The following is a 13,105-nucleotide window of genomic DNA, read 5'->3' as shown; positions in this document are numbered from 1 at the left end:
GCAGGTATGATTAAGCACATACACTAATATATACGCAAGTTATTGCCAAACTTGTTTTTCTTTTTGAATTAATTTTCAGTTGCGGGTTCCACAATGTTACCAGCTTGTTCTTCTTTCAAGTGGTCATAGTAATTTGCGTAAGTTAAATTCGTATACGGAAAGACCCAGATCCCAGCAAGACCATTAGTAATCCAAACCAAGATCTGCCAACCGATCAAGCTAAGCTGCAAAACAAAAAATTCCCATTTATGTCCATCCATCATCTGACGACTCTGTGTAACGGCATCACGAAAGCGGAGCGGCTGTCCAGCATCAACAGAATCACGATAGATGTAAAAAGCCTGTGAATAAGCTAAACCCTTAATGATCCCAGGAACAAAGAGCAGTAACGTCCACAAGAAAACCCAGATAAATTCAAGCAAGCCGATACCAACAGCTCCCCAAAAGTATTTTGAATTTGAAAAAATTGTGAATCCCTTGGAGAAACCTTGTGTATATTCGACCTTATTGCGGATACTGTCCAAGCTAACAAATTGTGCGCCCACTAAAATCAAACTGGCAAGTAAGAGGAGTATCGATCCCCAATTAAGCCCTGTTTGTTGATTTTGTAAGGTCTTAAGACCCTGAGAGTTACTTTGCGAACTCCCAATAAAATATAGAACTATGTACGGTAGAAAAAGTAAGAAGAAGAAACTGAAATGACCATTTAATTTGGTTTTCGCACCCTTCTTTAATTCCTTTCTTGACATAAAAAACCCCCTATATAAATGAATTACATCAACCGTACCATAGGCACCCTAATAATTTCAAAATAAATGCTTAATTATTCAAGCTAAAAGATTTACAGGATAAGAGTCTTTTCGCAACCGTAGGAAATTATTTTATTTCAATGATAATTCAACTTCTATTCGAGCACACGCACATAAATATATTTACCAACTTTACGACTGACCATTTGCTGCTGCCCTTCTTTAGATGATAAAAACAAAATATCGAAATCACGGTCGACTTTTTCAGCGAAATATCCATACCCGATTTTCAGTCCGATTTGCTGCACATATCCAATGACCTTTGAGTTATCCAAATACTCTGCTAACTTGCATTTTTGTTGGGGTTTAAGCGAATTTAGCGAATGTATTGACTCATTAAAGAGCCGCGGTTCTTGCACATCAGTCCCAAATGGAGTCTTACTTGGATAATTTAATTGCTCATTCAACTGATCATACATGAGCTGACTATCAAAGTTTGCAAGTTTCCAGGCTTGTGACGCGATCTGTTCTAAAGGCAAATTTAATTCATTGTCAAGCCAGGCTTCACATAAGCGAAATTTTTTTATCAATTGGATAGCCTGTCTTTCGCCTTCTTTGCTAAACGAGATCGCACCATACCTCTGACTGATGACAATTCCTTTTTGGCACATTTTTTTGACCTGTTCGGTGGTAGTTGCTGGAGATACACCCAATAAACCTGCCAAACGTTTGTTAGACGTTTTTCCTGTTAAATAACTCCCTTCAAAAATTGCCCGCAAGTAATTATCCGCTACATTATGCATCACTTAATTCCCCCTTTTATTATTTTTAAGTATACCAAAACTTTTTATTTTAATCTATGAACTTATGGTGTACAATATTCAGTGGAAAAAGGAAAGGTGGTTTTACAAGTGAGTCAAAACGAGCAACCAACTCAAAAGAAGCACCGTTTGGTTCAATATGCAAACGGTCGCTCGCTCGAAGAAATCAATGGAACTGTGGAAGTTCCTAGAGGCAAGGGATTTTGGAAGACGCTGTTTATGTATTCCGGTCCGGGTGCTTTAGTTGCGGTAGGATACATGGATCCAGGTAACTGGTCTACATCGATCACAGGTGGGCAGAACTTCTCCTACTTGTTAATGTCTGTGATTTTGATGTCGAGTTTAATTGCCATGCTGTTGCAGTACATGGCCGCTAAACTGGGCATAGTAAGTCAAATGGACCTGGCACAAGCAACACGTGCCCGGACAGGTAAAGCTTTGGGGATCATTTTATGGATCATGACAGAGTTAGCTATTATGGCAACCGATATCGCTGAAGTTATCGGTGGTGCGATCGCCCTTTATCTTTTATTTGATATCCCTCTGATCATTGCTGTTTTCTTAACAGTTTTAGATGTTTTAGTATTGCTATTATTGACCAAGATCGGTTTTAGAAAAATTGAAGCGATAGTTGTTTGTTTAATTTTCGTGATCTTAGGAGTCTTCATTTATCAAGTAGCTCTGTCTGATCCAAATTGGGGTGAAATGTTCAAAGGCTTTATCCCAACTGGAGATACTTTTGCAAGTTCACCTGAAGTTCATGGGATGTCACCAATTTCTGGTGCCCTTGGTATCATCGGTGCTACGGTCATGCCGCATAACTTATACTTGCATTCAGCTATTTCGCAAACCAGAAAAGTTGATCATAACGACGAAGAAGATGTTGCACGGACAGTTAAGTTCACTACTTGGGATTCAAATATCCAGCTATCCCTGGCATTTATCGTTAATGCCTTGCTTTTGATCATGGGTGTCGCTGTCTTCAAATCAGGAGCTGTACAAGATCCTTCTTTCTTCGGTTTGTATGAAGCACTCTCAGATACTTCGACGTTAAGCAATGGTATCTTGATCAAAGTTGCTCGTTCTGGTGCCTTGTCAGTCTTGTTTGCCGTTGCTTTGTTAGCTTCAGGTCAGAACTCAACTATTACTGGTACTTTGACCGGTCAGGTCGTTATGGAAGGTTTCGTGCACATGAAGATGCCTTTGTGGGCTCGTCGCTTAGTCACTCGTTTGATCTCAGTTGTGCCAGTTTTAATTGCTGTGTTATCAACAAGTGGTCAAAGCGAAGTTCAACAACACGTCACTATCAACAACTTAATGAATAATTCGCAGGTTTTCTTGGCTTTTGCCCTACCGTTTTCAATGATCCCATTACTAATGCTAACTAACAGCAAGACAGAAATGGGCAATCGTTTTAAGAACTCGACTTGGGTCAGGATCCTCGGCTGGATCTCTGTTCTTGGTCTAACTTTCTTAAACATGAAGGGATTACCAGCATCGATCGAAGCATTTTTCGGAAACGATCCAACTGCTGCACTAGTTACAACAGCTGACACGATCGCATATATTATTATTGCACTGATCATTGCTCTATTAGTTTGGACTGTCACTGATATCTATCGTGGTGACAAACGTTTGGCAAAAGAACAAGCACAAAGAAAGCAGTCGCAAGAATAATGACAAACAAAGAACCTAAATTTTCACGTCTTCTCGTTGGTACTGATGATTCGCGAGACGCTCAATTAGCTTTTAACTATGCGATCGATCATGCTTTGAAAAATGATGCAGAACTTTTCATTGTTTCCGTGCTCGAAAGCGATGAGATGAATATTTACCAAGCTTTAGATGACGATTATATTCATGGTGAAAAATCAGAATTAGAAAATCATCTATTAACTTACAAAGAGACTGCAAAAAAAGCAGGTGTCAAACGCATTCAAACAGTGATTGCTGAAGGTGATCCTAGCAAAACGATCGTTTCTGAAGTCATCCCACAGGTGAACCCCGACTTGTTGATCATTGGTTCTTTTGATAAAACCGGCATCAGCAAACGCTTTGGAAGTCAGGCCGCCTACATGGCCAAGTATGCGCCAGTCCCTGTTTTAGTAATGCGTTAGTTTTAAAATTTAATTCTTACTCAAGAATGGCACAAGGCACGAGATCCTTACTTTAAAGGCCTCGTGCCCTTTTTTACTATGTTATTCTCTATTTATGACGTGTTTCAATGATACTTTGCAGGCTATCAAAGGTCTCATCGGCTTTTTTACCAAAATATTGTGCCGTTAACATATACAAGCATTCTGTGATCGCCAACTGCGAAGTCATTGATAAGAAAGCCTTTTGCCGATATTGTAAAGACTTAGAAATCGAAAAGAAACAAATTTTGCCGTAAGTCGTCAACGGTGACTTAGGCGTGCTAGTGATAACGATCATCGGCACATGTTTTTGCTCTAAGACCTCTGCGATGTTGAGAGTATCTTTATTGCTACCTGTATGTGAAATAACAATCGCGCAATCATCTTTAGTCAACTTAGAAGCCTGCATCAGTGACATGTGATATTCAGAATTATAAGTTACATATAATGGCACCCGCAAAAAGCGGTGGTATGCATCAAAGGCAACAATATTAGATCCGCCCAATCCAAAAAATGACAAATTTTTAGCTCTAACGATCAATTCTCTAGCAGCAAGCAGGTCTTTTTCATGCATCAAATCAAAAGTCTCCGTTAAGGTTTCAATATTAGCACTCAAAACTTTTTGCGAAACGGTTTTAAGTGTATCATGGTCAGAAATCTCACTGCCGATTGCAAGCGGATTTTCAACCTGGCTGTTTAAGGCCCACTTAAACTGAGAAAAATTCCGGTATCCCATGTCCTTAGCAAAACGCGAAACAGTTGCCAACGAAACTCCGGTTTTATCTGCTAGTTGGGCTAATGTCATTAAGGAAACTTGAGCATAGTTTTCTACAATGAAATCAGCTAATTTTTTACTGCTGGCACCCATCCTTGGGTAATCCTTTTTGATCCTTTCTGTAATTTGTCCTTCCACTTCTATCACTCCATTTACTTCGCTGCTTTTATTTTTATCGCAAATATTTTTCTTAAAAATTTTTCTTGCATTGTAACCAGTTTCAATTATAATGGAGTTGTAAAAAAAAGTCATCTTTTTAATTTTTATTATGCTGTTTTTTTTCATCTATTCTATTTATTGCTCTAACAAATAGAATTCTCAAGACAAGAAAGGATACTTTTAATATGAAATTAGTGATTGTTGCGGCAGCTGTCGTATTACTTATCTTTTTAATCATTAAGGTCAAATTAAATACTTTCATTTCACTGATCGTTACCTCATTTTTGACAGCTTTAGCACTAGAGATCCCTTTGGCAAAAATCCCCGATATTATTACGTCGGGTATGGGAGATCAACTTGGAGACCTAGCTATCGTCTTTGGTCTTGGGTCAATGATCGGCAAGCTTGTTTCCGATTCAGGTGGCGGTTATCGAATCGCTCATACATTGATCGATAAGTTCGGTAAGCAAAGGATACAAATTGCTGTCATCTTAGCTTCATTTATCGTTGGTTTGGCTTTATTCTTTGAAGTCGGCCTGGTTGTCTTGTTACCGATCATTTTCGTGATCGCTGATGAATTAGGTTTGCCTTTGCTAGTTTTAGCTATTCCAATGGCTGCAACATTAAACGTCATGCATGGTTTTATCCCACCACACCCCGCTCCAACTGCTATCGCTGGGATCTTGCATGCTGACTTAGGTCAGGTGATCTTGCTCGGCATTATTGTTGCTATTCCAACGGTGATCGTCTCAGGACCAATTTTTAATCATTTTTTGCATAAATGGTATCCACAAGTTTATCGCATTCAAAAATCGATCCCTGGACTTGGCAAAGTCAAAGAATTTAAGTTGGAAGAAACGCCATCCTTTGTTAAAAGTGTCATTACAGCGATGATGCCTGTCATCTTGATCGGGATCTCTACGATCCTAAAATATTGGCTGCCAAACAACAGCTTTAATAAAGCCATTCAATTTATCGGTAATGCCGATGTTGCTATGCTGCTTTCATTGATCTTAGCGATCTTTACAATGGGTATTGGCCAAAAAATACCTATGAAACAAATTGGTGCCACACTTGAATCGGCTATCACGCAGATCGCCGTGATGCTCTTTATTATCGGTGGTGGTGGTGCCTTCAAACAAGTTTTGGTCGAAGGCGGGATCTCAAATTATATTTCATCCCTATTTGCCAACACTAATATGTCACCAATCTTCGCTGCTTGGCTGATCACCGCTATTCTCCGGGTCAGTCTTGGCTCCTCTACAGTTGCTGCATTAACAGCTGCTGGTTTGGTCGTTCCCATGATCGCTCAAACAGGCGTTGATCCCGTTTTAATGGTTTTGGCCATAGGCGCAGGCAGTATTTTTGCTGACCATGTCAACGATGCAGGTTTCTGGATGATCAAAGAGTACTTTGGTTTAACTTTAAAAGAGACTTTCCTTTCCTGGACAACTTTGACCTCGGTCATTTCGCTGACTGGATTGATCTCGGTTTACGCTTTATCTCTTTTCGTCTAGTCGCTAAAGAATTGGTAAATTACAAAAAATTCATATTACACAACGAATTTTAAAAACCACATTCAATTTTTCGTCACCTATTTTTGCGAAAGGATGTCATATAATGAACTACATCATTGGAATGGATATTGGAACTACCAGCACAAAAGCCGTGCTGTATGGCGAAGATGGTCAAGTTTACACGCACGCTAACGAAGGCTATCCTTTATACCGCGACGCAACAGGCATGGCAGAAGAAGATCAAGAAGAGATCTTGACCGCTGTTACTAAAGCATTAAAACAAGTAATCAGTTATCTTGACCTCAAGAGAGACAACTTAAGGGGGGTTAGTTTTTCTAGTGCTAACCAAAGCTTGATCGTATTAGATAAAAATCACCGGCCACTGACCAGAGTTCAGACCTGGGGAGACACACGCTCTGCCAAATATGCGGCACAGATCAAAAATTCTGCTCGTGGTCAGTCTATTTATGAAAAAACAGGAACACCGATCCACCCGATGTCACTACTGTGTAAGATACTCTGGCTAAAAAATGAACGACCGGATATTTATAAAAAGGCAGCATACTATTGCGGCATCAAAGAATACATTTTCTATCGTCTATTCGGTGTTTGGCAAATGGATATATCAGTTGCCAGTTGCACTGGACTCTTTAACATTTTTCAGCAAAAATGGGAGCAAGAAGCACTCAAGGTTGCCGGCGTCAGTGAAGAACAACTGCCTCCAGTAGTCGATGCCTATCATCAATTTTCCGGTTTAAAAGATGAATTCGTTAAAAAGACCGGTTGCCCTGCCAATACGACCTTTATCCAAGGAGCATTTGATGGTGCATTATCAAATCTCGGTGTGGGCGCGATCGATGCTGGGGTCGTTGCTGTCACGATCGGTACTTCTGGTGCTGTGCGTGTTGTTACTGACCATCCCGTCACTGATCCAAAGGGAAGGATCTTCTGCTATGCCGTTGATAAAGGGCACTATGTAGTTGGAGGCCCAGTTAATAACGGAGGCGTTGTCTTCCGTTGGGCTCGCGACAATCTGTTCGATGCTGAAAAAAGTACAGCTGCCTTACTGCACAAGAATACTTATGACTTACTAACTGAAATTGCAGCACAAGTTCCAGCTGGATCTGACGGCTTACTGTTCCATCCTTTCTTAAGTGGTGAACGTGCACCGATCTGGGAAGCAAACGCGCGTGGTTCATTCTTTGGTTTAACGCAAATGCACACTCGGGCACACATGGTTCGTGCTGTTTTAGAAGGCATTGTCTATAACCTTTATACTGTCTTGCTGGCACTAGAAGAAGTTGTCGGACAACCCAAAGAGATCTTAGCAACTGGCGGTTTTGCCCGATCTCAATTGTGGCGGCAAATGCTAGCGGATGTTTTCGAAACTCCGGTCACGATACCACAAGACTTTGAGTCGTCTTGCCTGGGAGCAGCGGTAATAGGTATGAAATCACTCGGAATCGTTGACGACCTTAGTGTTGTCAAACAATTTATCGGTGAAACATCAACTTATGATCCAAATCCGAAAAATTTTGCTGTTTATCGTGAATTAGTTCCGATCTACATTCGTTTAACTCGTCAACTAAGACCTGAATATGAAAATATCGCGCGTTTCCAGATTGAACACAGTCACTCCCAAAATGAAGATTGATCATTTTTCGTGCTAGTGCTTAAAACTTGCTAATCTAAAGATAATCACACATGAACGAACTATTTAGGAGGAAGAATAAAATGCAACTTGGTTTGATCGGCTTAGGAAAAATGGGCTGGAATTTAATGGAAAATATGTTAGACCACGATGTGGAAGTCAGTGTTTTTGACGTAAATGAAGAAACTCGCAAAAAAGCTCAAAACTCAGAGTTTGATATTGAAATAACCAACAGTTTAGAAAAACTAGTTAAGTCTTTGCCCCAACCACGCATTATCTGGTTAATGGTTCCTGCTGGCGGCCCGACTAACGATAGTGTCTCTAAATTGGTCGACTTGATGGATCAAGACGACATCCTAATCGATGGTGGTAACTCATATTATAAGGATTCTATTGACCATGGCCAAACAGCTGCCAAAAAAGGGATCCATTTCTTTGATGTTGGTACTTCGGGCGGCATGTCCGGTGCACGTCATGATGGAAATTTCATGATCGGGGGAGAAAAGGACATTTTCTCTCAGATCAAGCCTTTATTTGAAAAAATTGCCGCAAAAAATGGTTATCTATACACTGGTCAATGCGGTTCTGGCCATTATCTAAAAATGGTGCATAACGGTGTGGAATATGGCATGATGCAAGCCATCGGTGAAGGTTTTGAGGTCTTATCAAAAAGTCAATTTAACTTTGACAATGAAGCCGTGGCTAAGGTCTGGAATAACGGTTCCGTTGTACGCAGCTGGTTGATGAAACTCGCCCAAGAGGCATTTGCCAATGACGCCGATTTAGATAAGATCAAGGGAGTTATGCACTCTTCTGGTGAAGGTGCTTGGACGGTTGAAGAGGCAATCAAACTTCATGTACCAACGCCTGCGATCAGCAGTGCTTTGATGATGAGATACCGTTCAGAAGAAAATGATACGATGACTGGTAAAGTTGTTTCTTCCTTAAGAAACGGTTTTGGCGGACATGCTGTCGATAAAAAATAAATATTAACTAGTTATTAAATTAAAGGCACGCGTTTCCCGGGATTCAGGTTCAGGAAACGCGTGCCTTTTAAATAAAACGATTTTTCTTTACTGAAATTAATTTTCTTTAATTGAGCCAATTAGTTCATCATTATCTGCTGGTGGATCTGCGAGAAGTTTTCTAACATCATCAAGATCGACTGGAACATTCCAAACCAAAACACCAGCAAGTTTTTCATCATTTAAGAAATAAACGATAGTTCCGCTATTCCTTTTGTCGAAGATTTTTTTCAAACTTAGGTCGATATTCCCGATAGCCTGCCAAGAAATATCAAAAATCATTGAATAGAAGTATGGGGTATGCTGATAAGCAAGGTGAGCTCCTGCCATGTTCTGACCCACTAGTTCACCGGAAAGGCGAGCATGATCAACATGTTCGATCCGTTGACGGCCTAAGATCTTGTCTGGATAAGAAGCAATATCCCCAGCTGACCAGATCGATGGATCACTAGTTTGAAGATATTCATCGACTTTTACACCACCATCGGCCAATTCCAGCTCACTAGCCTTAGCTAATTCGATCCTTGGAGTAACACCCAGACCAATAATAATAGTTTCAGCAGAGAACTCTGAACCATCAGCTATAGAAATAGTCAAATGATCTCCTTGACGCTGATAAGATTCAACCATCTTACCACTTAGTATCTCGACTCCATTTTTCTTGAAGGTCTCCTCATATTCCTGTCGGATCTCTTCAGGAAATTTACCTTCTCCAAGTGCCTTTTCAGGGAATATCATAGTAACTTTAGTATCATTTTGTGTTAATGAAGAAGCTAATTCAGTCCCGACATAGCCGCCGCCAATAATAACAACATGCTTATTTTTACCACTAAATTTGCGGAGTCTACGATAATCCGACCAATTTCTGAAAACTAAAACATGCGGATCATCCGGTCCTTTAATATTACGTGGTTCGCCACCAGTTGCCAATAATAACTGCTCATAATGGACAACAGTATTATCTCCTAACTCAACCTCTTTTTCTTGGCGATCGATCTTATTAACGGTCGTGTTAAACTTAAAGGTAACATCCGCATGATCTTCCGCACCAATTCTAATATCTTCTTCGGTAAACTCATCATCTAACCATAACTTTTTACTTAAAGCAGGCCGTTCATAGGGAACATCCGCCTCTTTTGACACAACCAAAATTGATCCACTTGGATCTTCCTTTCGGATACCCTTGATCGCATAGCCGGCGACCACTCCACCACCAACAACGACATATTGATAACGGTTTCCTTTTGCTGTATTACCCATCTTTTCGCCTCCAAATATAAATCTTCTACTACAACTCACATTGTAATATAAAAGGGCATATATGAAAAAGAAGTTGTTTGTAACTAAAGAAATTGTTAAATGAAGATACTATCCAACCAATATTAGGATTCACCATCACCGACAAAGACGGAAAGTAATATAAAAACTTTATGCCTTCTACTGCAAAGGGACCTTAACTTACGACGGGAAAACCGTCCAAGTTAACGATCATGGGCATCGCGACTATCAGTGGGGCAGTATCGATCAATTAACAGATTTCATACAGCCTTAAAGTAACCAAAGAGGTCGAATCACAAGATTATTATGGGCCAGATCCTCTTGAATTAGAGAACAATTTGACAAACTCAACCTAAATCCCTCTTATACTCGAGATATGGCTGATGGTAGTATTAAAATCGTTGACGTTAATAATAAAATCGAACGTTCTGGCAGTATGATCTATGAATTTCCATATCTTGGAAAATCCTACAAAGAATATATGGCATAAGCCTAAATTTTAATATAAATTTCTCCCAACAAGCTCTTGTATTATCTATTATGTTGCGGTATTTTTACTATAGATAGTATGTTTTTATTCTCAGCGGAAATTAATATGCCATGATTTAGTATTATCATATACTGATCATGCTGATTTTTTAAAACCCATTAGTGAATATATTCACTAACATATTTTAAATAACCTTTTAACTTTCACATTTATTTTAGAATATAGTCAAACTCAGAATAAAATGCATGTAATCAAGTTGCAAAAATCAGGCAATTACGCTTATTCAACGTAAATCTCACATTGCTAAAAATGCAATGACCACACATAACAATGTCAATTGTCTTCCACTTTCTTCACTTTGTTTTCGTAGTTGGGCTTTGAAACCCGAGAGTGTTTCTTGCCCTTTACAAAAGGAGGTAATTTTTTGTCTTTAGAAGATATTAAAAAAATCACGAATATTGGCGCTGGTACTATGGGACATGCTATCACCCTGCAATTTGCCTTAAAGGGTTATCCCGTTAACTTGTTGGATATGACAGAAGAGGCCTTGAAAAATGGCTTAGAGAAAATTGAAAGCGATCTTAGAACCTATGTTAAGGCTGGTATCATTACTAAAAATGAGATCCCAGCAATTATGGCGCGGATCTCGATAACAACTGACTATCCTGATGCTTTAACTGGTGCTGATTTCGTAATAGAATCCGTAGTTGAATCGATGGATGTTAAAAAAATGATCTGGCAAAAAATAGAAAATCTGGTTAAACCTCAGACTATCTTGGCCACAAATACTTCTGGACTAAGTCCAACTGAAATTGCCCAATATCTAAATAAACCTGAGCGCTTCTTGGTAGCACATTTTTACAATCCTGCTCATTTGATGCCATTAGTCGAAGTTGTGCCAGCACAAAAAACTGATCCTAACGTGGTCCAAACAACCATTGATCTAATGAATCATATCGGTAAACATGCTGTAGCTCTCAAAAAAGAGGCGCCCGGCCTTTGTAGGGAATAGAATTCAAGCAGCTATTATACGCGAGTGTCTGTCAATTATACAGCAAGACATCGCATCACCCGAAACCATCGATGACATTGCAAAATATAGCTTAGGTTTACGTTATAGCATCTTAGGTCCAATTGCTAGTGCTGACTTAGGCGGTTTGGACACTTTCAACATCATTATCGGTTATCTTACTCATGAGATCAGCAACGCTGTTGGAGAGAACCCGTTACTCGCCCAAAAAGTAAAAGAAGGAAAACTAGGACAAAAAACTGGTGAAGGTTTTTACGACTGGACCGGTGAACAAGGAAAAGAAACGATCAAGTATCGTGATGAACAATTATTACGAGCTTTAGCTAGGGAAAATAAGAATTAAACTTTTTTCAACAGAAATAAAAAGCCCCCAGTTTTAACTAGTTAATGAACTACTTTGTTAATGTCTGATATATTTAAATTCTATCAAGGATCTTCATACAGAAGCAAGTACTTGCCCTTTTTCAAAAAATTTCCATGGCTCCCTGTCTGTTAGGAGCGAAAGTTATCAAGGAAACAAAAATTTACCGCATTTAGTTTAAAATACCATTCACAAAGACTCTGTCAGGTGTTTTACAAAGCGTCTTGACCAATACTGTTGCATTTTCTGAGATAGTAAAAAATAAATGTTCCGTTTATTCAGTGGTCAAATTTTATACTAACTATGCTCTAGCAGTTCCTGTGTATGTTTCAAAGCATAGAGCTTGGTTTAAAGGTCATTGATACCTACCGCCATTTTAACTAATGTACCTTTAGCGGTGAAAAAGATTTTGAAACTGGACATTTCATAGAGAGTGTTTCCTTGATAGATCCACCGAACTCTGCTGGATCACCTATCAACATAGATTATCTGCGTGTCCATTCTAAAAGTTTTAAACAAAAGACCCGAAACATAACGTTTAAATTGTCGTGTTTCGGGTCTTTTCATGGCTATTCAAAAACTTAAATTTTGGCTAATGGATCGGGCTTACCCATATAATTGTACTCATAGATCATATCACCCGAAGTTTCCTCAACCTGATCTCCATCAATGATCTTTAAAGTCCCTGTAGCATAATAACGCATATAAACTGGCTGGATATTCAGCGCAATAAAAGCAGCTTTCATTGCTGCGTTAGCATTTTTATACATATTTCTCATTTCAATTTCCTGCTTCCATTTGATAGTAAATTCAACTTTCTTACTATCACCGTTATTTTGGAAGATATAACGGCTAACCTTAGGAAAAGCTTTGCCGGTTGAGTTAGTTTCAACCCTAGAATCCAACTCAACGTTACCATCTGTCATATATATCATTTTCCCTGTTTCATTATCTTCAATACCAAAAAATGGGATCCGAGTGTAATCATACTTCTTAGTCCCAACAAAATCATAAATCATGACCGTATACTTATCAGTATAAACAAGATATTTTACGCTCTCAAAAATTATAAAAATGAGATAAAATATCTAATACCTGAATTATTCATACTTTT

12 protein-coding genes are annotated in these 13,105 nt (G+C 39.1%); 7 read left to right on the top strand and 5 right to left on the bottom strand.

Annotation, left to right across the window (positions count from 1 at the left end):
* Window positions 1–68: 68 nt before the first annotated feature.
* On the bottom strand, window positions 69–749 hold the full coding sequence (locus FC65_RS04665; RefSeq protein WP_056971741.1) for a DUF975 family protein: 681 nt from the start codon (window positions 747–749) through the stop codon (window positions 69–71).
* A 155-nt stretch (window positions 750–904) separates the two neighbouring features.
* Complete coding sequence (locus tag FC65_RS04660) at window positions 905–1,552, bottom strand: metal-dependent transcriptional regulator (protein ID WP_056971740.1); 648 nt, start codon at window positions 1,550–1,552, stop codon at window positions 905–907.
* Between the two features lie 108 nt (window positions 1,553–1,660).
* On the opposite strand from FC65_RS04660, the gene FC65_RS04655 reads away from it, so the two are divergent.
* Both FC65_RS04655 and FC65_RS04650 read left to right on the top strand, forming a co-directional pair.
* The gene (locus tag FC65_RS04655) at window positions 1,661–3,247 is read left to right on the top strand and encodes an Nramp family divalent metal transporter (protein WP_010495897.1); all 1,587 of its coding nucleotides are present in this window, start codon (window positions 1,661–1,663) and stop codon (window positions 3,245–3,247) included.
* Window positions 3,247–3,687, top strand: a complete 441-nt coding sequence (locus FC65_RS04650) for a universal stress protein (RefSeq protein WP_010495896.1) — start codon at window positions 3,247–3,249, stop codon at window positions 3,685–3,687. The genes FC65_RS04655 and FC65_RS04650 overlap by 1 nt, the downstream gene beginning before the upstream one ends.
* Before the next feature lie 88 nt (window positions 3,688–3,775).
* On the opposite strand, the gene FC65_RS04645 is transcribed toward FC65_RS04650, so the two are convergent.
* Window positions 3,776–4,618: a MurR/RpiR family transcriptional regulator gene (locus FC65_RS04645; protein WP_056971742.1), complete on the bottom strand. Its 843-nt coding sequence runs from the start codon at window positions 4,616–4,618 to the stop codon at window positions 3,776–3,778.
* Window positions 4,619–4,824: 206 nt separating this feature from the next.
* Here FC65_RS04645 and FC65_RS04640 point away from each other — a divergent pair, with 206 nt between their 5' ends.
* The 3 genes from FC65_RS04640 to gnd all read left to right on the top strand — a co-directional run bounded on the left by FC65_RS04640 (window position 4,825) and on the right by gnd (window position 8,793).
* Window positions 4,825–6,156 carry a gluconate:H+ symporter gene (locus FC65_RS04640; protein ID WP_056971739.1) on the top strand — a complete coding sequence of 444 codons (1,332 nt, stop codon included), beginning with the start codon at window positions 4,825–4,827 and terminating at the stop codon, window positions 6,154–6,156.
* A 103-nt stretch (window positions 6,157–6,259) separates the two neighbouring features.
* Window positions 6,260–7,810 (top strand): gluconokinase, encoded by a 1,551-nt coding sequence (gene gntK / locus FC65_RS04635; RefSeq protein WP_056971738.1) that lies wholly within the window; start codon window positions 6,260–6,262, stop codon window positions 7,808–7,810.
* An 80-nt stretch (window positions 7,811–7,890) separates the two neighbouring features.
* Window positions 7,891–8,793 (top strand): phosphogluconate dehydrogenase (NAD(+)-dependent, decarboxylating), encoded by a 903-nt coding sequence (gnd, locus tag FC65_RS04630; protein WP_010495880.1) that lies wholly within the window; start codon window positions 7,891–7,893, stop codon window positions 8,791–8,793.
* 96 nt (window positions 8,794–8,889) lie between these two features.
* Here the strand turns inward: gnd and FC65_RS04625 are convergent, their stop codons facing one another.
* Entirely contained in the window at window positions 8,890–10,092 is a 1,203-nt protein-coding gene (locus FC65_RS04625; RefSeq protein WP_056971737.1) for an NAD(P)/FAD-dependent oxidoreductase, read from the bottom strand.
* A 932-nt stretch (window positions 10,093–11,024) separates the two neighbouring features.
* Between FC65_RS04625 and FC65_RS12360 the strand changes: the two genes are divergently transcribed.
* A complete protein-coding gene (locus FC65_RS12360; RefSeq protein ID WP_056971736.1) occupies window positions 11,025–11,612 on the top strand; it encodes a 3-hydroxyacyl-CoA dehydrogenase family protein in 588 nt (195 codons plus the stop codon).
* A gap of 1 nt (window position 11,613) precedes the next feature.
* Window positions 11,614–11,973 carry a 3-hydroxyacyl-CoA dehydrogenase family protein gene (locus FC65_RS12355; protein WP_338088167.1) on the top strand — a complete coding sequence of 120 codons (360 nt, stop codon included), beginning with the start codon at window positions 11,614–11,616 and terminating at the stop codon, window positions 11,971–11,973.
* 599 nt (window positions 11,974–12,572) lie between these two features.
* Here FC65_RS12355 and FC65_RS04610 read toward each other — a convergent pair.
* Window positions 12,573–13,010 (bottom strand): hypothetical protein, encoded by a 438-nt coding sequence (locus tag FC65_RS04610; protein ID WP_056971734.1) that lies wholly within the window; start codon window positions 13,008–13,010, stop codon window positions 12,573–12,575.
* Window positions 13,011–13,105 lie beyond the last annotated feature (95 nt).

The organism is Ligilactobacillus acidipiscis DSM 15836, assembly GCF_001435755.1.
Lineage (GTDB): Bacteria > Bacillota > Bacilli > Lactobacillales > Lactobacillaceae > Ligilactobacillus > Ligilactobacillus acidipiscis.
This window is presented reverse-complemented; position numbering and strand designations above follow the sequence as displayed.

Bases quoted from the DNA above. Each gene is read 5' to 3' on its own strand.
- FC65_RS04665 (WP_056971741.1), bottom strand. From the start codon at position 749: ATGTCAAGAAAGGAATTAAAGAAGGGTGCGAAAACCAAATTAAATGGT.
- FC65_RS04660 (WP_056971740.1), bottom strand. From the start codon at position 1,552: ATGCATAATGTAGCGGATAATTACTTGCGGGCAATTTTTGAAGGGAGT.
- FC65_RS04650 (WP_010495896.1), top strand. From the start codon at position 3,247: ATGACAAACAAAGAACCTAAATTTTCACGTCTTCTCGTTGGTACTGAT.
- FC65_RS04640 (WP_056971739.1), top strand. From the start codon at position 4,825: ATGAAATTAGTGATTGTTGCGGCAGCTGTCGTATTACTTATCTTTTTA.
- gntK (WP_056971738.1), top strand. From the start codon at position 6,260: ATGAACTACATCATTGGAATGGATATTGGAACTACCAGCACAAAAGCC.
- gnd (WP_010495880.1), top strand. From the start codon at position 7,891: ATGCAACTTGGTTTGATCGGCTTAGGAAAAATGGGCTGGAATTTAATG.
- FC65_RS04625 (WP_056971737.1), bottom strand. From the start codon at position 10,092: ATGGGTAATACAGCAAAAGGAAACCGTTATCAATATGTCGTTGTTGGT.
- FC65_RS04610 (WP_056971734.1), bottom strand. From the start codon at position 13,010: ATGATTTATGATTTTGTTGGGACTAAGAAGTATGATTACACTCGGATC.